Source organism: Trichodesmium erythraeum IMS101 (genome assembly GCF_000014265.1).
Lineage (GTDB): Bacteria > Cyanobacteriota > Cyanobacteriia > Cyanobacteriales > Microcoleaceae > Trichodesmium > Trichodesmium erythraeum.
Genome location: NC_008312.1, coordinates 1,965,584 through 1,987,998, shown reverse-complemented (window position 1 = coordinate 1,987,998; position 22,415 = coordinate 1,965,584). Strand labels below are relative to the sequence as shown.

Below are 22,415 nucleotides of genomic sequence, written 5' to 3'. Positions count from 1 at the left end.
AGTAAGTTTGTTGAATTAGAGGTAACAAAAGCAAACAAATATTAGCTCATATTTTCCTATTTGATACAGATTTATGGTAATTATTTCCAGAATAAAATTTTTATTAATCGTAACTATTTCCCTAATAATTTTTCTATACTTTCCTAATTTAACATTTCAAAAAGTTTCGGCTCAACTTATATTATCACCCGAAATAAACGCCTTAGATGCTAGTTTTAATAAACCTAAAATTTATTCTTTTGTCGAATCGGGATTTAATTATAGTCAACAACTTTACGGTAAACCGAGAATACCAGTAAAAAAAGTCAATTTAAACTTAAATACAACTCCTTTAACTTCACTTGATAATGCAAATCAAGGAGAGTTTACTATTTACTTAAATCGTAAACCATCTGAATATGCTTTCCATGGTCAATTAGCTCACGAAATATTTCATTTATTAAATGCACAATTACTTGACTGCTATGCAGAGGGTTTAGCTACTCTTTTTGCAGAAAAATTGTTAACTCGTAATAACTTAAATTGGAGTGGTTGGGAAGAATATTTTCAACAAGGTTTTGAACCTTTTTATGGCTTGAGCTACTTTATGATGAAAGAAGTTAGCGATACAGCAGGCGAAACAAATATGAGTCGTTTGCTTGAGTTTGTTGTTTACAATAATTCTATGAAAAAGTGGATGCATATTAATATTAGTGAATGGCTATCCTCAATGTCTGATAATGTAAAAATTGAGGTAGAAGAAGTGATTAACAAACATATTACTCAAGTTCAACAAGTAACTGAATCAAATAATCAGATGTATAGTTGTTTAGAACCTAGTTAAATAATTTTATTTTTTCCTGAAAAAATATTGATTAATTCTACTCCCTTTAAATCTTTTTTTCCTTTCTGCCTTCTGCTTTCTGCCAAGGTCCTCCAAAGTGTAAGTTATAAATCGAAATAAAATTATATTATTACTTACCATATCAGGACTTATTCACTTAAATGAATGATATACTATTTGTGGTGACTCCTACTATATATGGTGTTTATAGCTAAGTTCTATATATGTTCATTTTGCTAGTAGAAATAACATCAGCATTTAGCTTTCATTTTTTAAATATATTTAATGAATGACTAAAGATTAGAGTCGTGACCAATTTCATACACAACTTTCATTCTCTTTGGAGACTAATTCCTCCTTAGATATGATAATGAATTAATAACTTATAGATAATACCTAATGTCTGAATGCTTATGAAATAATTATTGAGTAGAAAAGAACTAATTAATATATCTCCCTATTTTCTATCGTTGCTTTGACAAAAAATATTAACAATAGTATTAAACCATAATATAGTAATTGTGTGACATTTAAACAACCTGTTTACCGATCTATTTTGTGTTTAAGCTATTTTTATAAATAGCCAGGTATTTTCCTTAACCTAAAAGAGCAATGATGAGAATTTTAGCCTTGAAAAAATGTCACATTACTCCTGTTCCTTACTCCCTTAAACTAAAAAAGTAACTATGATTATTAGAAATAAAAACTGGCTCAAATTACTGCTAACCTTAAAAGGGTCTATTGTGCCTCAAGTTTGGCAACGAGTAGCAGTTGCAATGATTTTTTCTGCAATAATTACGATCCTTTATAAAATTGGATTCACTTCGATACATCAACCAATTTTAGTTAGTTTAATTCCTAGTGTAGTATTGGGTTTATTATTAGTTTTTAGAACTAATACATCTTATGACAGATTTTGGGAAGGGCGAAAAGCTACTGGGGGAATTATAATTTCTTGTCGATCTTTGTCAAGGCAAATATGGGTAAATATTCCTGAAAAAACTCCAGAAGATACAGAGGAAAAAATAGCAGTAATTCGACTTTTAGCAGGATTTTTAATAGGTACAAAATTACACTTAAGAAATGAAAGTTTAGACCTAAAAATTCGGTCAATTATTAGCGAAAATCAATATTTAGAACTGAAAGAAGTTAATCATATTCCTATGAGAATAGCTAAATGGATTGGAGATTATTTCCGTAAAGCATACGATCTGAATTATATAGATAGTATTCAGCTTTCTACCTATAATCAAATCTTAGACTCTATGGTAAAAGATGAAACTGCCTGCGAAAGAATTTTAAATACACCTATCCCTCTAGCTTATGCAATTCACTTAAAACATTTATTATTTTTGTATTGCTTTGCTTTACCCTTTCAAATGGTAGCTAAATTATCTTGGATAACTATTCTTGTTGTAGGAATAATTAGCTTTGCTCTATTAGGAATTGAAGCAATAGGACTAGAAATAGAAAATCCTTTTGGTTATGATCCTAATGATTTGCCTTTAGATAATATGTGTGACAAACTATTGTTAGAACTTGAAGAATTACTTACTTCTGACTCTCGAAAAGAATATTTAATTGATTGAGATATACTTACTTCAAATAGTCAAAGTCTAAAATTTAAACAGTAGAAAATGATTTTTTTAGGGATTTTAATGTATAAGTAAATATCAAAAACATTAGCAGAAAAAAAATATAATAATACTTTACTATTTTACCACATAAATAAGACTCAAATTCAGCATTTAAACTATTGAATTTGCTCCTATTATATCTTTGATAAAATAGTATAGTATTCAAAGCAAAGATTATGAAATAATGCTTAAAGAATAATCTCGGAAAGATTATGCCTGCTCCTTATTACCTACATTTTGTACTACAAAATATATTATCAAAAGAAAAGAAAACTTGAGTAAGTATTTAGACTTATAATATGGGGTAGGAGAGGATCGTAAATCAATAGAATGATATCAGTTGAAATTTCCAAAATCTTTCTATTACTTGAATACTTTCATCTCAAATAATTTTCAAGTGCTTTCATTTTACACTACTATTCAATTGTTGATTATTTGAACATTTTATCTGTTTTCATCTCAAGTTTCTCAATTGAGCAGATAGTATTTTTTCAAACTTGAAGGAAAAAACTTTAGTAATTATAGACGCTATGAAGTGAGGTTAGATATACTCTATAACTTCATAATTAATCAATAAATTAATTGGTTAAAAACATTAAAATATCCAACGTAAAGTATGTCTATTATTAAGGCGACCTAATTAACTTTTGAAAGTATATTTAGTCCGGTTTAAAGTTTTTAAGCAGTTGACGTTAACCACAAGTATAAACCAAGCCCATAATTAATCTTAAATATTTCGATAAATGGGGAGATTTAAGGACTGCACTATCAGTTAAAAATAGGGAGTATTTGATAAATATAAAAACTCTCTAAATAAATTGTTTTCCTTAATATTTTGACCACATTTATTCTGTAGTTAATTTCATCCTATCAAAAACATTGGTCACCAAAATAAATCTACCTAATCACTTTTTTTACATTTATATTTTTGACCCTATTCCTCCCACTTATACTTATAATTTATAAGGAAAATATAATTCATATTTTGACTCTACTTTTTGTATATTAATTTATGTGAATTTGTGGTAAAAAAGTTTATCAAAAGTTTCCTTTTTACTGTTTATGGATCTCGTATACAAGCAAATTTTTATGACCTTAAAGTAAACAGTTTTTTGTGAAGTTTAGCTCGTTATTTCTGTTTTTTTCTCTAGGCTTTTAAAATATGATTCTCGACATAGTTGACTTTTAACTATCAACCATTTCTGTTGAATTTATCCGTAATTTTTTGATAGTTATTGATATCTATATCCCTTAATGTGATATATAATTTAAATCATAAATATCTATTTGTGGAGTAACTTTAATCGCTATTTTATACAAATATTAAATCGGATAAAAATTTAATATTGGTTAGTAAATATAGATATTATTGAGTCTTCTATTGCACTATTTGCCATCATTAAAATGTTAAAATTTAACTGGCCATTAAATTCTTTGATGCCTTGGAACTTTTTTTCAGATTAATTTCCAGACCAAACTATCATCTATAATAGTAGATCTCCATAGTTTATACAAATTAAATACATTATAAATTATTTTAATTCTTGTTGTTTATCTCTCGAATATAAATCAATAATTTTGATAGTATTTGGTTCTATATATTCTATGGATTTATCCTCATCTCTATGATAATCTAGATGAACATAAAATCATGTAGATTCTTAATGAATTGTACTTGTTTTTAGCTCATAAATTTTCACTGTTTATAACACCATAGATATAAAAATATGATTTAATCCTCTGGGATACAGTTGTTCTAATACCAGACCTAATTTATCATCATTAAAATACTCTATTTTTACTTCTTGAGCAATTAAATTTTCTATTGCTTTTCCCTGAAAAAAAATTGACGATTAGAAATATAGTATAAATAAAACCTTACCTAGTCTATTTAAGAGCATTCCTTTGGCTGCTTGACCCCCTATTATTTTTTCTGGTAGTTCTTCTCCTAGTAGTTGATTAATTTTATTCTCCATACCAATCTCGTCAATAATTCCTGCTAATAATCTTAGATGGTCTATATTGCTCACTTCTACTAACATTGTCTATTCTTTTTTTTTATCTTCACTTTCTGTCTATAATTACAGTTTGAGGTGTTTTTTTCTTGAGTCTAAATACTTACTCAAGTTTTTCCATATTTATATACTATATTTTGTCGTAAAAGTGTTGTTTATAACTACGACTATTGACAAAAAATTATTAATTTTATTGATAATATAATGAGTAAAACCTAAGCAATTTATATATCTAAGATTAGTCGCACTACCATCAATATTTGCTTACATAGACGAAAAGAAACTAGCGATATTAGCAGCAAAAACAAGTTATTAAAAAAGACATAATCCCAAAATACTAGATTTATAAGAATTTCTTTGAATTTGTCCATATTAATAGCAGTCAAACTTAAAAAAAATGACATCTGAATGGTCAGAATCATTTAGCGATAGAACGACCTTCTGGTGATAGGTAAAGCGTTAAAAAAAATTGCTTTGCCCCATAAAAAAAATTACCGTGATAGAGAAAAAGATGAAGAGAAAAGAAAATAATTTATGACATAAAAATCTAAAAAAAAGCTAGAACAAACAACCCCATCTCCTAGGTTGGAAGGGAGCAATAAGGGTCGGTAAAATCCAGCAATTGACAAAGCGAAAAGATTATAGTTATAGATAAAATAAACTTTGCAAAATATATTATGATTTAAAGTCAGGAAAAAGAACTTTAAGGATAACTATTATAAGTAGTTTCTGTCAGGGAAAATTATTTTCCCCATTGATCTTTGAGGCTTCTTGTAATCGTGCTGGTTTTTGAAAAGTGGTTAGCACAGAAATTGTTCTCAGAATTACAAAAGGAACAATTAAAGTCATGTGCAACTTCTTCCAACCTACAAAATCTAGGGAGTGCTAAAAAGGTTAGTCCATAAGATGTAAGGATAAGATTCAGAAAAACTTTTAAATTGCCAAAAAATGCTGAATAGCCCTTAGTATACATGCATACAAATTGTTAATAATAGTCTTATTTATAACGGTAAACAGGATTATAAATACAAGATTTTTAGCAGCCAATTTGTTGAAGAATATCAACAAAAACTTATCTTTCAAAATACCAAAAAACTTATATATCAATTATTACTAAAAAATATCTTTTTTACAGGTATTGCTTGAGGAAGATAGGTAAGTTTCAACTGAGGTTATGAATTACGCTAATCGCAAATATGCTAAATTTCTAAAACATGCTAGAGGTGCCCTCAAAAAAAATGTCGATTAACTATAAGGTTATTATAGAATTAGTAAAAGCAGAGGGTTATCAATTACTATTTTTGCCACAATACTCTCCTGATTTAAATGACATAAAACATGATTTTAGTGCATTAAAAAGATATAGAATGTATTCACCTATCAATAAATATCTTGATAAAATTTTCGTAATTGTTGTGCAGTGTCTCATTCTTATTTAAAATAACTATAACTTTATATTCATTACTACTGTATTATAGTTGCACAAGTTTAATTTTTAACCCATACTTTTTCTTGATTACTGTACCATCAAAAAGATGTAAGGATGAGATTCAGAAAAACTTTTAAATTGCCAAAAAAATGCTGAATAGCCCTTAGTATACATGCATAAAAATTGTTAATAATAGTCTTATTTATAACGGTAAACAGAATTATAAATACAAGATTTTTAGCAGCTTGTTGAAGAATCTCAACAAAAACTTATATTTCAAAATACCAAAAAACTTATATATCAATTATTACTAAAAAATATCTTTTTTACAGGTATTGCTTGAGGAAGACAGGTAAGTTTAAACTGAGGTTATGGATTACGCTAATCGCAAATATGCTAAATTTCTAAAACATGCTAGAGGTGCCCTCAAAAAAAATGTCGATTAACTATAAGGTTATTATAGAATTAGTAGAAGCAGAGGGTTATCAATTACTATTTTTGCCACAATACTCTCCTGATTCAAATGACATAAAACATGATTTTAGTGCATTACAAAGATCTAGAATGTATTCACCTATCAATAAATATCTTGATAAAATTTTCGTAATTGTTGCGCCAAATAGTGTCTCATTCTTATTTAAAATAACTATAACTTTATATTCATTAACACTGTATTATAGTTGCACAAGTTTAATTTTTAACCCATACTTTTTCTTGATTACTGTACCATCAAAAATTAAATTCCCCACTGCATATAGAACAAATTCTTCTTTGACATTTTGCCATACATCTTCTGAATTTAAAGACTTTATTATTAAATAACGGTTGATTTTATCGTGACTAATATTTTCTCTCTGGGTTTGCTAAGGAGCGTTATTGTATAATACGTGTTAGATTTGAGTAAATATTGACAGCATTTAACATAATGAAAATCCATATTTTTACTGGTAATATAATCATATAATTATTATCTAATTATTTACAATTTTGAGAAAATTAATCTAACAATTTTTAATCAATTTTGCTATTCCTAAATCACATCTATTTAAAATGATATCTATCTCAAAAAAAAAACTAATTATATTATGGATAATTTAATATGAAAGCACCCTATATATAGTGTACTTCCATAAGTCTTGAAATTGTTGGAGCTTACATTGGCGATCGCAATATAGATGGAGCTAGGGGGTTGTGGAATTTTTTGCCTGGTGTCTATCGACAGTATTCACTCACTTATACAGACTTTTGGTGAACATAAGAACCTTTTGGTCAGCATAAGAAGAAATATTCCCCAACACACGACATAAAGCAGTTAGTAAAATAAGTAGTCTAATTAACTATATTGAGAGATTGAAATCTACCATTAGACAGAGAATATCTCATGCAATGTCAGAAAAACTTGATCATTTTCTAAAAAAGATCGAGAATCATATTCTAGCTATCTGATATTTCTCGAACTACAATAATACATCCTTACTTGTTTAGAACTACCTGAGTTTTGGCGTTTGCAGAGGATGGTGGAGGCAGTTATGTAGCTTCTAAAAATGCCGTGGCTAGAATTGCCATTCCAATTCCCTTTAACACTTCAAAATTTTGTATATTATAACAGAATAATGATAAGTCTTTCAGATTCACCACACCTCATTTCCTTTTTTGGAAACAATATCTAATTTACATGATTTTCAGTCTTAACTAAACCGTATTAGCTTATACGATTTTCTAGTCAACTTTGGTATTATCATCAAAAAATCCGGGTATCAAAAATACATTTGTCGGTTCTTTTAAGCTAGTCGAAAAGATAGAAGACATAGCAATTTTTGAGTAGGTATGTATGGTGAATTGTGGGTTATAACTTGGGATGACTTAGTCAATATTGTCCCTGGTATGATAAATCTATCATCAGAGAAAAAAGCTCTATTATCAAAGGGGATTAAAAGCGATGCCTATATTATTAGATTAAGTATTTGTACTTTCAAAAGCTCACAGTTGATTTAATGACAAAAAAAAATTTAATTGGCTGATCTGAATTTTGTTAGTGGCCTTAACTTAAAAAAGTCAACAATTGGGACTTCAAAATTTTCTATTCAAAAAAAATGACTCAAAGTCAGTCTAGCTAAGGGAATTACGTCGATACCCTAAAAATAGTTAGAACCGTTGATAATTTAGGATTTATACTTTTTTGATGTAAAATCCTCTTTATGTCTATATCCGAGCCTGTTTTCTAGCTATATTTTGTTAAGTACCAATAATAATTATCATTTTTACTATTGATCGTAATTTTTAAGAATTATAGCAGTCAAAGTATAGGTTAAGCCATCTAAGCCATCAATCTTAGTTTATACAGCAAATCCGGAATAGAGGGAGTGTCCTAAGCTTTTGTTCGATTGCTATGCCTTAACCCTTTAAACCATTGTTAGTAATACTCTTGAAGTGCTTGTCACCCCTTGAGGTCATTGGGACATTTTGCCGCATCACCTCTCCTTCACGTGCCGTACATCATAGTTTCGCTCATCATAAGGCCCCTGACAATGGACATATGTTTAAGGGTTTGCCGTTCATACTACTATAGCTATCCTAGTTTAGATAGAGACGAGATTTTCCTGGCTTTCAAGGGTTTTAGCTAAAAAAGTGTCTCATTATTATTCGGAATAACTTATAGATGCCACCCTTGCTAATAGCTGAGTTTTAGCCGTTGTCAGTAGTTTCAACTAAAACTAATGTCTCCAGTAGCCTCCTATGTCTGGGTATCCTAGCTATAAGGTTATACTGTTGCTTGTTAAGATATCCTTAATACTTGATCTTTCTAGTGTACGCTTTCCCTACTTCCAAATAGAGGAGAAATCAAGGGTTTACTTGGTTCCCATAATCTTTTTCGCGTCTTAGGCTAGGACTGCTTAACTGTGGCGTTTTACCAGCAGTGTCCTGAGCCATAGTAAAGTACCGAGAGGCAAGCAAACCATACCGTTTTGGTTTGCTGTAGATACTTGGATAATTACCCTTAACTAGGGTGACGACAGTTGTAATAGGATTGGTATTTACTCAATTTGGAGTGACAACTCTTGCAGCAAAGGCTAAAGGACTTAAGCCTTTGCTGATGTTTAGGTCATGCAACGACAGTAATCAGCTCTACCTCAAATTACCTGACTTACAGAGTCATTGCCTAACCAAGATGAGAGGAATTTAACCTCGAAAAAATTGCGAGTTATTATTTTATATCACCTATGGTCATTATTAGAGATGTGGGCTACAAGTACTTATTGACTTTTTTCGTCCAACGAGTCACACTCAGCAAACCCTAATTAGACTACAAAAAAGATAAAAAATTAAGCAAAATTTTAACTCTCAATCAAAAAAACACTCTCCCCATCGTAAAATTAATTCTAGACTGAGGTGTAATGCCAATAACTTTTTTAATTAGTATTTTTTAGGTTTAATCATGCTACTTTCGAGATCTAGCGGTATTTTACTGCATCCAACTTCTTTTCCCAGTCCCTTTGGAATTGGTGACTTAGGCCAGGAAGCATACAATTTTGTGAATTTTTTGAAAAATAGTGGACAAAAAATTTGGCAAGTTCTACCATTAGGGCCAACAGGCTTTGGCAATTCTCCCTATCAAGCTTATTCAGCAATGGCAGGAAATCCTCTGTTAATTAGTCCAGATAAGTTAAAAGATGAAGGATGGCTTTCTGAGGAAGATTTTTCTAATATACCAGAATTTCCAAGGGATAAGGTAGATTTTGATTCAGTTGCCCAAGTAAAAAGTTCTTTGCTGAAAACTGCTTACCAAAACTTTCAAAAATATGCTTCTGAAGAAAAAAAAGAGACATTCAATCAATTCAGTAACAGTAAAGCTTTTTGGTTAGACGATTATGCTTTTTATATGGCTTTGAAAGAGGCTCACGAAGGAGCAAGTTGGCATACCTGGGATCAAGACATCGCTCATCGTCAACCACAAGCATTAGCAGAATGGCAACAACGTTTAGCTGATAAAATTCAGTACCATAAATTTCTTCAATATTTATTCTTTCAGCAATGGGATCAGCTGAAAAGTTATGCTAATCAACAAGGAATTAAAATCTTTGGCGATGTTCCTATATATGTTGCCCATGATAGTGCTGATGTTTGGTCACATCCAGAAATATTCTCTTTAGATTCACAAACAAGTGAACCATCTTTAATGGCTGGCGTTCCCCCAGATTATTTTAGTGAGACTGGTCAACTATGGGGTAATCCAGTTTATCAGTGGGATAAATTGGAACAGGAAGATTTTTTTTGGTGGGTACAACGGATTCAGTCTATGCTGGATATAGTTGATTTGATTAGGATTGACCATTTTCTAGGTTTGGTTTCTTATTGGGCAGTACCCCAAGGTGAAACTACAGCTAAAAATGGTACATGGATTACAGCTCCAGGTAGGGCTTTTTTTAAAACTATTAAAGAAAAGTTAGGTAAACTGCCAGTTATTGCTGAGGATTTAGGAGTTATTACTACTGAAGTAGAACAATTACGGGATCAGTTTGAATTTCCTGGTATGAAAATTCTACATTTTGCTTTTGACTCAGGTAGTGATAATCTCTATTTACCCTGCAATTATAATTCTGCTAATTGGGTTGTTTATACTGGCACTCACGATAACAATACTACTGTCGGCTGGTTTAATAAGCGTTCTCCTCAAGAACAGGAAAGAGTTTATCGTTTTGTTGGTAATAGTTGGGGTCATGGCATTCATTGGGATTTAATTCGTTTAGCTATGTCTTCTGTGGCTTATATGGCAATTTTTCCTCTACAAGATATTTTAGGGTTGGGGGAAGAAGCTATTATGAATCAGCCTGGTGTTCCTGATGGTAATTGGAGTTGGCGTTATCGATCAGAGATGTTAACTTCAGATATAAGTGATCGCCTCAAAGAGGTGACAGATATTTATGGTCGTACCCCAACAAATAACGAGGATTAATATTAGTGGTACTTAAACATTTTCTAGTCCAAAAAATCAGTCAAAGTAAGTTTAGACAAGGGAATTACGTTAATGCTATCAAAATAGCTAGAATCCGTTATCCCCCATGTGTTATAACTTTTTTACCTAAAAGCCTTGATCATTCTCCCTGGCCGTTTTTTTCCAATTAGGAGAAATCATACATAATCTTTAATAGAGTTGTTGGGAAATAAGGTAAAATAAGTTAACAGCAAATTGGCCAACTTTAATGCTAAACATTAAATAGGCTTTAAGACAAGATAGGTTACTCAGAGCATTAACAGGATTAAATCGTAAAGCATTTCAATCCTTGCTCTCAGCCTTTACTCCGGTATATGAAGAAATAAGGTACTACCAGAGCGCAAAATTAACAGCGTCCAAGGATTTATAGAACGTTTTCCTGGAGTAGAACGAGTGGTAATAGATGGCACAGAATGGCCATTGCAACGATGAACGGACTCAGAAAAACAAAAACTGAATTATTCAGGCAAAAAAAAGCGTCTATCTCGCAAATATCTAGCAGCAGTAGAGCACAATAAGCAAGTGTTGTTGTTGAGTAAGGCAAGAGAGGGAAAGTTACATGACTTGAAACTCCTAGACCAGGAAAAGTCGATAGGAAATATACCTGTGGAGATACCAATTGAAGTTATGAGTGGGTTTCAAGGTATTAACATTAGTATAAAAATATCAGCATACCCCATAAAAAACAAAAAGGGGGAGAATTAACAGCAACAGCAACGCCTTAAAAATCGGAAATTGAGTCAATAAGCGGGTGATATGTGAAAACGCCTTTGTGGGTGTCAAACACTACGCGACTGTAAATCAGATTTACCGTAATCACAAGAATGATTTTGATGACAAATTAATGTTAACAGCAACTGGGCTATGGAACTTGTACCTAATAGCAGCATAAATAGCTAAAGTCACTAACCAAAATTGCTCGGTTTAAGTTTTCATTTTTCCCTAACCTAAGTTATTTTCCAACAACTCTAATTTTTATAGCACTACAAAAAAGTATTGAGACATTAATGAAATTAAAATCTTTTACAACCAATAGATAGCTTTAACTTAAGCTGATAGCTTAAAGCTATACTATTTATTGTATTTGGGTGTTAGTAGAAGTAAGAACAACTTCTTTGACTTCACCCGGTTTTCCCAGTTGCATATTTTGCCCATTATCAATAGGTATAATTATTCCTCCAGCATTGCCTGCGAAAAAAACCAGTTGCTTTTGGGCTGACCAAGTTTTCTGAGTGCCTTGAGCTAAAGTCCCTTCAAACGCTACTTTTCCATCTATCTTTATTGATACCCAAGATTCTTCTTTCGCAATTACACTGAGAACTACAGGTTGTCCATCATTTTGTTTATCTGACTTTTGTGTTGTTTGATCTGAAGATCTTCCCTCAGTTTTCCTATTTTTCTGAGAAACTGGAGGTAAAACATTAACCTCATTTTCTCGTTCATATTGTTGTTTTTCAGACTTAGTAATACCATCTCGTATCCATATATAATAAGAGTTATTAACATAAGGTAACAAACGAACTGCTAAAATAACAAGTAATACATATAAAAAGTAAAGATGATATGGTCGTAGCTGAAGCATTGATAAATTCGGCAGAGATTTTATCGTAATTTCCTGAACTTTTGCAGTTGGAAATGAGTTTGCTAGTTCCTCTCCATCTAATCCTATAGCATCTGCATATCGCTTAATCATACCTTGAATATAAACTGGCTCTGGCAGTTCTTTTAAATTACCTTCTTCTATTGCTTCTAGTAAATTAATTCTAATCATTGTCACTACTGCCACTCTTTTTAAACAAATAGAATGTTTATTTCTAAACATTTTTAATTTATCCCCGATATCTTTTAATGCCTGACTTTGTTTTTCTTCAAAAGATATTTTTTTTCTTCGATTAAAACGTTGCCTTAAAGGTACAAAAGAGAAACTTTTTTTTAGGTTTTTGATTGCTGTTAAATTCACCATTGCTTTAACTTAATTTATATAAACTATAACTTGTTTAGTTTGGATAGTTATCCCATTTGGAAAAAAGTTGGCTACAAATTACTAGGAGTTATGATTCAGGATTTATAATTCAGAAGACACAGCATCTAACCATTTATTTGAGAGATTTATTATCTATTATTTTTCTATGGGCATCTATTTTAGTTTCTTGATGAGAAAGGATAAACTTGATTTTTCATCAAAGAGACATCACATCTTATATAAATTATTTTAATCACTTCTATTACTTGTAACATTATTTGATTTATTTTGTATAACTTAATTTGAGCAATAATATGATTAATTTTGGATGCTTAGTTTAAGAAAGAATTTTGGCTATGAAGAATCCTAAATATATCTATAATACGATTGAATAAAATTTCTGTTTTTCAAAATATATTTTTATTAAACAAGTAGTCAACATTCAGCAATCAGGATAGTCATTTTTTTGACTTGCATGAAGTATATTTCAAGCCTTACTTAAGCATCCGATGCTTGTTGTTGCCCAAGTTCAAAAAGCTGATAGCTAATTGAGGGAGCAAAATTGACCCAGCACAAAGTATAAAATAATTTAGAAATATTATTTAGATATTTAAATTATTTGAGCCACTTAGTTCAGACTTTAAAAAACATACTTGTTTGTCATAAAAAAGAGTTTTTAGCTGAATTTAGATTCAATAATTTGGTCATCCAAAAACTCAATTTCAAAATCCTTTAATTGTCTATAATGGCCAATAGGTAAAACTGACTCTCCAGGCAACTGCAACTTAATTTGACCAATTGCAGTACGGTGTAGTTTAAGTACACGATGTCCCAATTTATCTGCAACTCTACGAATCTGGCGATTTCTGCCTTCAGAGATGACCACTTCTAAAAGAGTTTGAGAACTATTACATTCTTTTAAGACTTTAACCTCAGCGGGTAAAGTTTTTTTACCAGATAAAATAATACCTTGACGCCACAACTTTAAGATTGATTCTTGGGGATGACCTTCTACCAAAACTTGATAGGTTTTAGAAAGACAATATTTGGGGTGGGTTAAACAATAAGTCACCCGACCATCATTTGTGAGGAGTAATGCTCCTGTAGAGTCTGCATCTAAACGTCCTACAGGATGAATACCTTTTCCATTTCGTAGTTCTGCGTTTAGGATATCTAAAACTTTACTACGTTTCCTAGGTTCCGAACAAGTTGAAATTACTCCCATAGGTTTATTTAACAATAAATATATGGGTGATGGTCGAGCTTCGGGTCTAATGGGCAAACCATCCACTTCAATATTGTCCAAGTCTGGTTGAGCCTTTTCTCCTAATTGGACAATTTTACCATTAACCTTTACTCGTCCCGCTATGATCATTTGTTCAGCTTGACGCCGAGATGCTATGCCCCACTGAGATAATATTTTTTGTAATCTTTCATCCATATTATTTATTTCATCACTTTATTGGATATTTTCTCCTACCCTAAATATTTAAAATCTGCTAGTTTATATATTTCTTATCTCTGGAAATAATTACACAATTGAGTATAGAGTATACTAATCCTCATGGTGTCTTTAATGAATAAAAATTTACCACAACTGCATCATATTTCTGGTTCTGATATTGCTGATCAGAGTTTAGATGAAATATCAACAAAAAGAAAGAGTAGAATTGTTAGTAGGTTCCTATCTCCTGCTTTGCAATTTTGGTTAAAATCACAATTAGAACAGGTAGAACAATTAAAGGTTCATATTGAAGGAGGTGATCGCCAAATTATTACAGGTCAAATCCCACGAGTTTCTCTTGCTGCTTCTAATGTCATTTTTCGAGGATTACATTTGACTGAGGTGAAATTATCTGCTACTGGTATTCGGATTAATATTGGTCAAATTATCAGGGGAAAAAAATTGAAAATCTTAGAATCTTTTCCTATATTTTGTCAGATTAAATGTCTTCAATCTGACTTTAATTCTAGTCTAAAATCTGGTCTTTTGTCTCAGGCTATTGTTGATTTTTTAACCCCACTATTACAGTCAGATTTTATAGAATGCCTAGAGAAACCTATTCGATTGTATGACCAAAAAGCTGAAATATTTACAGGTCATCTTAGTCTGTTTGCTAACTTTATGTCTAAGTTTGATGAAAAAATCCCAATAAATTTACATACTAGTTTAAAGCTTGCTACTAGTTGTAAATTATTGCTAGAAAATTTTGAATTTCAAGTTTTACAAAAGTCTAATTATGACCTTTCAAATACCATCAAAGTAGATTTAGGTTCTGATGTTAAACTACAAGAATTAACATTAGAATCTGGTCAACTTATTTGTCAAGGTAGCTTAATAGTTAAATCCTAAATTCAACTATTAAAATTATTATTAGGAGTAAGGTACAAAATTCATTCTAGATTTTAGGGAAAAGCAAATAATTTGAGAACACAAAAGAAGAAAAACAACTGTGTTTGGTCAAAGGTTGATTTATCTTATATTTCAATTAGAGGTTAATTGCTCAAAAAATTTGTTAGTGAGGGCAGGAAATGGGGAGTTGGGAATAGGCAATAGTTGCAGTATGTTAATTTTTTTGCATTTTTCCTATTCAAGTCACGAAAAATCCTAAGTGAAAAAATATTAATTTCGTGATTTTTTGGTCCTTTTCTCAAGATAAGCCATCACTAACAGTGATGTATCATCAGGATTCTATATTTATTCATTCAGCCAGCCCTAATTATAATTTTTGAGGGCTGGTAAAAGTAAGGTGAAAAAATAATATATAAGGGGTGCAGTAAAAACATAACTGTCAGTGCGGTCAAGAATTCCTCCATGTCCAGGTATGAGTTGTCCAGAATCTTTAACACCTGCATCTCGTTTCATCATTGATTCCGTTAAGTCTCCAAGTAGGCTAGCAATACCTACTATTAACCCTAAGACAGCACCTGTCCAAGGGGAACCAGGCCAATCTAAGTACCAAGAACCTATTGTAGCTACTCCTACACTACCTAAAACTCCAAATACTGCACCCTCCACAGTCTTTTTCGGGCTTATTTCTGAAAGTCTAATTCGACCAAAGAACTTCCCGACAAAATAAGCACCTATATCAGCAGCCCATATACAGCAAAAACCAAGCAGAGTAAATGTTAAGCTCGAAGGCCAACTCAAAGGGTCTATCCATGAAGTATACTCGTAGTTTTCTAAAGTTATTTGGGATATCTGTAATTGAGCTTCAAATCCAACTCTGAGTCTAATCCAATAGCTAGGTAGATATCCACCATAAAATAGACCTAAAATTGATGATGCTATGTCAGCTATACTTGCTAATTTTGGCTGAAACAGTAGATAAAAACAGATTATAGTTCCTGCTAATGTAAATATGGCATCTACTAAATTAGGATTGAGAGCTGCTACTACTAACATGACTTGACTTAGCCCTAGAGTAGTTTTGGCTGCTGGTACAATACCTTTAGTACTAGCTAGTTGAAAATATTCGAGTTGGCCTAGGTAAACTATGACTCCCATGCCTGCTGTAAACCACCATCCCCCAAAGATAATCATTCCCAGAGCTACCGCAATTGCTACAAGTCCACTAACTATTCGAGACCAAGACATAATATTATAAACTTTAGAAATTTTAATTTTACCGAAAAATTTGGTTTGAAGCCTCCCCCATGATCTTTCTACTTATTAATTGTTTTGTTTTTAAACATATGTTATAATTCATTTAACTTAATTATTAGCTCTAAGGGTAATCCGAGACGAAAAACGGAAGCACCAGGCAAAAGTAATATCATGTCTGGTAATATCGTTTTTATATATATAGAATAATAGAAAAAAAATTGCCTGGAGTGATATTTTTATCCAACACTAATGCGAGCGCCATTATACTAAGACGCTTAAGTATTTAAAAATACCTAAGTTTAGATGAACTGGAAAGAAACTCCTGAGCTATCTAATGATCCCATAGAAAAGACCTGATATTTAAGCGCAAAGAGAAAAACAATGAGAGAAGTTTCTTCAGCTACAGGCTATCGTTTGGAGGCCATTAAGAAAATTGTACGTTGCTACAATCATCAGGGTCAAGAAGGATTGGTAGATAGTCACTATCAACATCTAGGACTAAAAGGATTTCTCTGTGAGTAACTACAGGCAAAACTAATAATGTTACTCCAGGAGAAAGCACCAGATGGAGGATTATGGAATAGGATCAAAGGGATTGCTTATACAACCAGCCGAACAACTCTGGCCGCTAATTAATGAATCTATAAGTAATCAAAACGAGTGAAAATTTATCCCAGATGGAAGAGATAGTCAATAGACATCTCCGAAAAATAAATAAATTGTGATAGAGTAATAAAAAATAGAAATTTTTGTAGGCAAATTATGACTAATATACTTGAGTATATTCAGACATCTTCCACAAGAATCAGAAATTTTATTAGGTATCAAGTATGAACGGGTAGAAAAGTTATTAAAACAAGCAAAAAAACTTTGTATCGAAGAAGCGAGAAATAGCCACAGCTAAAAAAGTTAGAATAATCGCTTCTGGTGGTGGTAGATCACCTAAATTATCGTTCTTGTGAACAAATCATTTTAACCTTAACTTATTTAAGACATTTGACAACTTTTCAACTATTAGGAATTCAATTTGGAGTCAGTGAAACTCTGCCAATGATATCTTTAATTATTGGTTTCCAATAATTGGGGAGTTGTTACCATCAAGTCTCCTAGAACAGGTAAAAAAAACTCAAGTGACAAAGAAATTATTAAGGAAATTTTAACAGAGTGTGAGTTAATCATAGATAGCTATGAACAGGGTATAGAAAGGCTAGAAAAATCTGAACAACAAAAAGAATATTACTCAGGAAAGAAAAAAAGTCATACAAGAAAAAGTTAGGTGATTGTGTTAACCAATGGTAAAGATATTGTTGATATCGAAGCTAGAAAACTAGGCCAAATAAGTGAGATAAATTTTTTTCGTGAAATCCAAGAAAAATTCCATCAAGAACAAAAATTTACCAGGGACAAAGCTTATGTGGGAGAACCAGCAATAAAAACGCCTAAAAAAAAGCCCCCTATTCAAGAATTAACCAGTAAGGAAAAGTCTCAAAATAAAGAGCTGGCATCTGAAAGAATTTTGGTAGAACATATAATTAGATTACTCAAAATATTTCGAGTAGCCCAGGAAAGATTCAGGCTAAATTCTGATAAATATACGCAAATAATAATGACTATTTGTGGACTTGTAATACTGGGAAGAGGGACGGTTATTTTGTCTTAATAAATTTGCCAATAATTTCTGAAAAAATTCTTGGTTGAAAATACTATAATTAGGGCTATATATTAATACTAACTATCTCTAATACCTATGAGACTGTAAAAATCAACTATCTTCTTGAAATAGCGATCGCTCCAATTAAGATAGTTATAGTATTGATTTGACTATTTTCGGAGAAGTCTAATGATTGATGATCGATGTATAAACTTAATGAAATAGCATTCGTGGTAGCGTTGCGTAGCAATATCGCTCATTCGAGGTCTCACTTATTATTATTGGTAGCTAGAACAAGGCAAGAAAAGAGGGTCAAAATAACAGTTCATAGCACAAAAAACTGCACTAACCTAGATATGAGTAAGTCTAATTCCAAGTCCAAGTACCAGATTAGCAACTGGTCTAAATATGATGTCTCCTTAAAGCAGAGAGGAAGTTTGATATTTGGGCCAAGTACAGCAGCTATATCGTCACTTTCATGGAACAAAGTTTTGGTGACCTACTCATAGTTTATCAAGGACTTGCAAAGTAGCCATATCCCTCAGGTTTTAAATAAACGATACTACCGGACATAATATAATCTATCTCTAAAGTTATTAGGTTTAGGTTTGTTCAGCAGCTTTGGGAGCAGTCAGCAAAACGTCACACTTGAGATTAGCCTCGGTAGACATACCCGCACATAAAAGCTGGAGAGGAGATCAAACTCTCCACCACTATTAACCTGTTGTTTTTTTTCTTTTCTATTCGCTGTTGCTCAAATTACTATAACATCAGGACGTTGCATGAACGTCCCTAGCTACTCTATTATTTCACGTAACAAAGGAATCTAAGTACCTCAGGAATTATGAAAATTGTTGATAGTTAATTTTCTTTACTTGAAGCTGAGGCAAAAATTAATTTATTTTTTCTCCACTCAAAATAAATATAGGATTAACTGCTGCGAAGGTTTGATATACTCCTCTAGTCTCCAGACGATTCAGAGCCGACTGGGCGACCTCTATATTCCTAACTTGTAAATCCGCAAAACTTTCAGAAACAGCATAAAGACTTTCTAGATTAGCAGCCGTAGCAATAATACGACCTTGTGGTAATAATTTTTTCCAAACCTCTTGCAATATAACTTTGATGTAACGACCTCCCTCTATACAAACACGGCTAGGTGCATCGGTTAAACTATCAAGACATTCGGGAGCATTACCTTCAATTACTGTGACATTTTCCACTCCAAAGCGGTTACAATTTCTCCTAATTAAACTTGCTACTTCTTGATCCCTTTCTATGGCAATAACTCGACCTTGAGGACATATTAAGCCAATTTCTACTGGTATGGTTCCTGTTCCTGCGCCAATATCCCATACTACTGAATCTGATTGTAATCGTAAATAAGATATTAATAGTAAGCGAACTTCTCGCTTACTCATGGGAATGCCAGGTAAACGTTCAAATAAGTCATCTGGGATACCTGGACTAACATAAGGCCAAAGTTGGGAAGGCATAGAAAATTATTTTTCAATGATAAATCAGAAAAAAGGAAAGATTAACATCCTTCTAACTCCAAGAATAGGCCATGGAGAAAGATTTCTAACACCGACAAAGGATGCTTTGGTGTTTGGATTTACTTACCTGCTAAAAGAATAGTAAAAAATTTGGTTTAAAGCTTCCCCCGCCTATCAGGCAACTTTTTAGTTATTTTTTTCAGTATATTTTATCCTAAATGTCAATTAATTATTCCCGCACAAGCAATCCGAGATAAAAAAACGGACACATCAGGCCAAGATCACGCTAGGGTAAAGTTTTGCAACATACAACAAGAAATTCCAGCAGCATAATAAATCTCAAACCGTCCTTGAGCTTTGGCTTGCTAGAACTACCCCTGTGCCTAACAGCTAGGAATAATTTCAATCTCAACTGAAGCTATTTGATAGTTCTTTACCTTAATAATTAGCTTTACAGTTTTTTGGGGCTTTGTTGCATAAATGTTGCGACTTTAACTTCTCTTGTGGGGAGAAGTTGATTAGAATTCTACTTTGTAGCTTTTTGGCTTACAATCCTGTATCATACGATTAAGTATAGCACATTGTATGAACAATTCCACTGCCTGATTGTCAAATTTGCGTTGTTGTAACTTACCCCCAAATATTACTTTCAACCATTACACAGGAGTTTTCTGACAGAAAACTTCTATGCTATCTCCTCTCACGTTTCCACTTTTTATATCCTACTCTACGAATCTCTCTGAGGTTCTCATATCTGGTATGAGGTGGACTCTTACAATTGCCTAGATGTCATATTACTATATTTTTAGGGGGCGGTATGGTCAGTTTGGCTCCTCTATGAGATGCTTGGGAGTAGCATTTGCGTTGAGCATAGGCTCTATGACCTGACACTTGAGCTATCTCGCTTTCTACCACCTCTAGTACAGGATGGGAGAAATAAGTGACCAGTAGAAGTGATGCCTTCTTCCTGAGATGGAATACTCAGAAGTGTGATCGCACTTGTAAAATAAATGGTCTAATAGCCAAGCTAAAAATGATCGGCATAGAGTTTGATGCTTGAGCCAGTATGAGCATAAATCTGAATCTGGTTAATCATCCTCGCTCAAACCCCTGAAATTTCCAGCAACAAGGTCTGGCTAGAGTACAGTTGAAATAGTCAATAAAATTTAGTATCTTCTGCTTGAGCTCTGAGGTGGAAGAGAAACTACTACGCCGGAGTCAACCCCTGGCCCAAATAGAGAACCAACACTCAATTTGATTCAGCCAAGAAGTATGTTTAGGGATATAAACAAAGCGAATCTGGTGAAACTCGTCAGACAAAAAAGCAGCACGAGTTACCATAGAGTCTCGAATACCTGATTTCTGTATTACCCCCAAATCAGTCTGAATACCACAACATTGAGCCACTTGACGGACTAATCATTCAGATTTATGAGTATTGAGTTGCTCTAATCCGAAAAATTCATCCTCCATCAGAATTCAGTATGGATAGTCTGTTCAATGTGTTGCAGAAAATCAACTTCTCTGGGGGTGGCCTTAATTGAAGGGGTAATGATTTGTCTTTTGGCTATGTGCCAGTTGGCCAGTAGACATTGAGTACCTAGGGAAATGTACTCAAACTCATTGCGTTCGACTTGTCCTGGCTCTATTGGTTGAGTGGGGCCAATTCTCTCATTAGCTGGGATACTCGTCATTTTATCGGTACTAATCAGATGAATTCCTTTTTCGAGTAATTCTTGGGCCGACAGATATCACTGACAGATAGATTTAACCTGGTCGCGAAAAGCTACTGGGTCAGAGGGATTAGAGTTTAACCAGTAACGATGACCATGAGGTTGTAGAGTCCCTTCCTTTTAAAAAACGCCCCACACTAAGAGGTGAAATCTTCTCCACAATTCTTCTATCTATGGCTTTTTCTGCTAGCTCCCTGGGAGTCTAATGACTCACTGGTCTTTGAGATTGTCTTGGGTCTTCACTGGCCTATGCTACGATTTGGACCACTTGCTCCACGGAGAAAAATTTGGTTGTTCTTGGTCGGGGAGCATCACTGAGAATGTCTTCTATCAGTGTCTTTAACTTCTTGTCGCTCACCTGTTGAGTTTCAGCAATTGCCAGTTGTTCAGAAGCCTCCAACGACCTTTTTCACCACTGTCTCACTTGCCTTCTATGTAGTTATAGTTGTTCACTTATCGTTCTAATGTCGGTTCCAGAGGTCGCAGCTAGGATGAATTTTACTCTTCTGACTGGAGTTTAGACTAAATAGTTGAAGATAAAATCAAGTAAAGGATGGAAAAAATTTAGACTATCAACAGATATGATAAATCATTTTTGAGCTCAATAGACATCTCCAAAAATACTCAAACGCTTATACTAACTATTTTTAGTGGAGCGTTAGCTCACATTGAAGATAGTTAATTTGTACAGTTTTATGGTTATCAGAGATACTTCGTGTTACTAATTTAAATATTTATTAGACTTTGATTTATTATTTTTATCTCAGTTTTTGATGATTTTTACTAATATAAATTAGCCAATTCTTAGTCGGACTAAACTACATATTTTTAAAATTACTTTTCGATAATTATTATCTTTTAATCTGAATCTTTCTCTAGGAAGTATAAATATTTTAATTAATCTTATTACATGTTCTAAAAATATTCTTTTTTTGGGCTTTTCTTGATTTTCTTCTTTGATTTCTGGTGGCATTTCTTTTTTTCTTGGTTTCTTTTTTTGTGTAGTAGTTTTTTCTACTCCTTCATCAGCTTTATCTCCTTAAAATTTTTGTTTTTTATCAAATTTAT

General features: G+C 32.5%; 18 protein-coding genes and 3 pseudogenes. 11 read left to right on the top strand and 10 right to left on the bottom strand.

All coding sequences use genetic code 11. The features are described from left to right. The first annotated feature begins 73 nt into the window (after positions 1-73). Positions 74-823: a hypothetical protein gene (locus TERY_RS06060; protein ID WP_011611009.1), complete on the top strand. Its 750-nt coding sequence runs from the start codon at positions 74-76 to the stop codon at positions 821-823. Between the two features lie 686 nt (positions 824-1,509). Then, on the top strand, positions 1,510-2,412 hold the full coding sequence (locus TERY_RS06055) for a bestrophin family ion channel (RefSeq protein ID WP_011611008.1): 903 nt from the start codon (positions 1,510-1,512) through the stop codon (positions 2,410-2,412). Between the two features lie 1,751 nt (positions 2,413-4,163). On the opposite strand, the gene TERY_RS30050 is transcribed toward TERY_RS06055, so the two are convergent. After that, positions 4,164-4,307 (bottom strand): DUF4277 domain-containing protein, encoded by a 144-nt coding sequence (locus TERY_RS30050; RefSeq protein WP_081432529.1) that lies wholly within the window; start codon positions 4,305-4,307, stop codon positions 4,164-4,166. Between the two features lie 6 nt (positions 4,308-4,313). Next, positions 4,314-4,502 carry a DUF4277 domain-containing protein gene (locus TERY_RS30045; RefSeq protein WP_011611007.1) on the bottom strand — a complete coding sequence of 63 codons (189 nt, stop codon included), beginning with the start codon at positions 4,500-4,502 and terminating at the stop codon, positions 4,314-4,316. A gap of 646 nt (positions 4,503-5,148) precedes the next feature. Between TERY_RS30045 and TERY_RS36355 the strand changes: the two are divergent. From TERY_RS36355 to TERY_RS34630, 4 genes and pseudogenes are all read left to right on the top strand, one after another. After that, a pseudogene (locus tag TERY_RS36355) lies at positions 5,149-5,305 on the top strand (IS630 family transposase); the annotation flags it as partial. 426 nt (positions 5,306-5,731) lie between these two features. Next, positions 5,732-5,914 (top strand): annotated as a pseudogene (locus TERY_RS36350) (transposase); the annotation flags it as partial. A gap of 3,426 nt (positions 5,915-9,340) precedes the next feature. Further along, positions 9,341-10,858 (top strand): 4-alpha-glucanotransferase, encoded by a 1,518-nt coding sequence (gene malQ / locus TERY_RS06040; RefSeq protein ID WP_011611005.1) that lies wholly within the window; start codon positions 9,341-9,343, stop codon positions 10,856-10,858. A 492-nt stretch (positions 10,859-11,350) separates the two neighbouring features. Further along, entirely contained in the window at positions 11,351-11,602 is a 252-nt protein-coding gene (locus tag TERY_RS34630; RefSeq protein WP_196797297.1) for a transposase family protein, read from the top strand. Between the two features lie 370 nt (positions 11,603-11,972). Here TERY_RS34630 and TERY_RS06030 read toward each other — a convergent pair whose 3' ends face one another. Next, complete coding sequence (locus TERY_RS06030) at positions 11,973-12,860, bottom strand: RodZ domain-containing protein (protein WP_011611004.1); 888 nt, start codon at positions 12,858-12,860, stop codon at positions 11,973-11,975. A gap of 676 nt (positions 12,861-13,536) precedes the next feature. Beyond that, positions 13,537-14,301 (bottom strand): pseudouridine synthase, encoded by a 765-nt coding sequence (locus TERY_RS06025; RefSeq protein ID WP_011611003.1) that lies wholly within the window; start codon positions 14,299-14,301, stop codon positions 13,537-13,539. Positions 14,302-14,436: 135 nt separating this feature from the next. Here TERY_RS06025 and TERY_RS06020 point away from each other — a divergent pair, with 135 nt between their 5' ends. Continuing rightward, the gene (locus TERY_RS06020; protein WP_011611002.1) at positions 14,437-15,213 is read left to right on the top strand and encodes an LmeA family phospholipid-binding protein; all 777 of its coding nucleotides are present in this window, start codon (positions 14,437-14,439) and stop codon (positions 15,211-15,213) included. Positions 15,214-15,576: 363 nt separating this feature from the next. Here TERY_RS06020 and TERY_RS06015 read toward each other — a convergent pair whose 3' ends face one another. Continuing rightward, a complete protein-coding gene (locus tag TERY_RS06015; protein ID WP_011611001.1) occupies positions 15,577-16,458 on the bottom strand; it encodes a phosphatidate cytidylyltransferase in 882 nt (293 codons plus the stop codon). Between the two features lie 390 nt (positions 16,459-16,848). On the opposite strand from TERY_RS06015, the gene TERY_RS32485 reads away from it, so the two are divergent. The 4 genes from TERY_RS32485 to TERY_RS06005 all read left to right on the top strand — a co-directional run bounded on the left by TERY_RS32485 (position 16,849) and on the right by TERY_RS06005 (position 18,127). After that, positions 16,849-16,989: a hypothetical protein gene (locus TERY_RS32485; RefSeq protein ID WP_155994332.1), complete on the top strand. Its 141-nt coding sequence runs from the start codon at positions 16,849-16,851 to the stop codon at positions 16,987-16,989. Between the two features lie 405 nt (positions 16,990-17,394). Beyond that, positions 17,395-17,547, top strand: a complete 153-nt coding sequence (locus TERY_RS34625; RefSeq protein WP_370496701.1) for a transposase family protein — start codon at positions 17,395-17,397, stop codon at positions 17,545-17,547. Continuing rightward, on the top strand, positions 17,534-17,743 hold the full coding sequence (locus TERY_RS34620; RefSeq protein WP_011611000.1) for a hypothetical protein: 210 nt from the start codon (positions 17,534-17,536) through the stop codon (positions 17,741-17,743). Before TERY_RS34625 ends, TERY_RS34620 begins: the two co-directional genes overlap by 14 nt. Then, positions 17,744-18,127, top strand: coding sequence for a transposase family protein (locus TERY_RS06005; protein WP_011610999.1), 384 nt, complete (start codon positions 17,744-17,746; stop codon positions 18,125-18,127). A 106-nt stretch (positions 18,128-18,233) separates the two neighbouring features. Here TERY_RS06005 and TERY_RS36345 read toward each other — a convergent pair whose 3' ends face one another. From TERY_RS36345 to TERY_RS36340, 5 genes and pseudogenes are all read right to left on the bottom strand, one after another. Beyond that, complete coding sequence (locus TERY_RS36345) at positions 18,234-18,368, bottom strand: hypothetical protein (RefSeq protein ID WP_370496698.1); 135 nt, start codon at positions 18,366-18,368, stop codon at positions 18,234-18,236. A 643-nt stretch (positions 18,369-19,011) separates the two neighbouring features. After that, positions 19,012-19,614 (bottom strand): precorrin-6Y C5,15-methyltransferase subunit CbiT, encoded by a 603-nt coding sequence (gene cbiT, locus TERY_RS06000; protein ID WP_011610998.1) that lies wholly within the window; start codon positions 19,612-19,614, stop codon positions 19,012-19,014. Between the two features lie 1,218 nt (positions 19,615-20,832). Continuing rightward, the gene (locus TERY_RS34615) at positions 20,833-21,021 is read right to left on the bottom strand and encodes a transposase (RefSeq protein ID WP_011610997.1); all 189 of its coding nucleotides are present in this window, start codon (positions 21,019-21,021) and stop codon (positions 20,833-20,835) included. A gap of 65 nt (positions 21,022-21,086) precedes the next feature. Beyond that, positions 21,087-21,308, bottom strand: coding sequence for a hypothetical protein (locus tag TERY_RS34610; RefSeq protein WP_011610996.1), 222 nt, complete (start codon positions 21,306-21,308; stop codon positions 21,087-21,089). Between the two features lie 832 nt (positions 21,309-22,140). Further along, positions 22,141-22,350, bottom strand: a pseudogene (locus TERY_RS36340) (IS5/IS1182 family transposase); the annotation flags it as partial. Between the last annotated feature and the right edge of the window lie 65 nt (positions 22,351-22,415).

What these genes read in the sequence shown, in the direction of transcription:
- TERY_RS06060 (WP_011611009.1), top strand. Translation starts at nt 74, where the DNA reads ATGGTAATTATTTCCAGAATAAAATTTTTATTAATCGTAACTATTTCC.
- TERY_RS06055 (WP_011611008.1), top strand. Translation starts at nt 1,510, where the DNA reads ATGATTATTAGAAATAAAAACTGGCTCAAATTACTGCTAACCTTAAAA.
- TERY_RS30045 (WP_011611007.1), bottom strand. Translation starts at nt 4,502, where the DNA reads ATGTTAGTAGAAGTGAGCAATATAGACCATCTAAGATTATTAGCAGGA.
- malQ (WP_011611005.1), top strand. Translation starts at nt 9,341, where the DNA reads ATGCTACTTTCGAGATCTAGCGGTATTTTACTGCATCCAACTTCTTTT.
- TERY_RS06030 (WP_011611004.1), bottom strand. Translation starts at nt 12,860, where the DNA reads ATGGTGAATTTAACAGCAATCAAAAACCTAAAAAAAAGTTTCTCTTTT.
- TERY_RS06025 (WP_011611003.1), bottom strand. Translation starts at nt 14,301, where the DNA reads ATGGATGAAAGATTACAAAAAATATTATCTCAGTGGGGCATAGCATCT.
- TERY_RS06020 (WP_011611002.1), top strand. Translation starts at nt 14,437, where the DNA reads ATGAATAAAAATTTACCACAACTGCATCATATTTCTGGTTCTGATATT.
- TERY_RS06015 (WP_011611001.1), bottom strand. Translation starts at nt 16,458, where the DNA reads ATGTCTTGGTCTCGAATAGTTAGTGGACTTGTAGCAATTGCGGTAGCT.
- TERY_RS32485 (WP_155994332.1), top strand. Translation starts at nt 16,849, where the DNA reads ATGAGAGAAGTTTCTTCAGCTACAGGCTATCGTTTGGAGGCCATTAAG.
- cbiT (WP_011610998.1), bottom strand. Translation starts at nt 19,614, where the DNA reads ATGCCTTCCCAACTTTGGCCTTATGTTAGTCCAGGTATCCCAGATGAC.
- TERY_RS34610 (WP_011610996.1), bottom strand. Translation starts at nt 21,308, where the DNA reads ATGACGAGTATCCCAGCTAATGAGAGAATTGGCCCCACTCAACCAATA.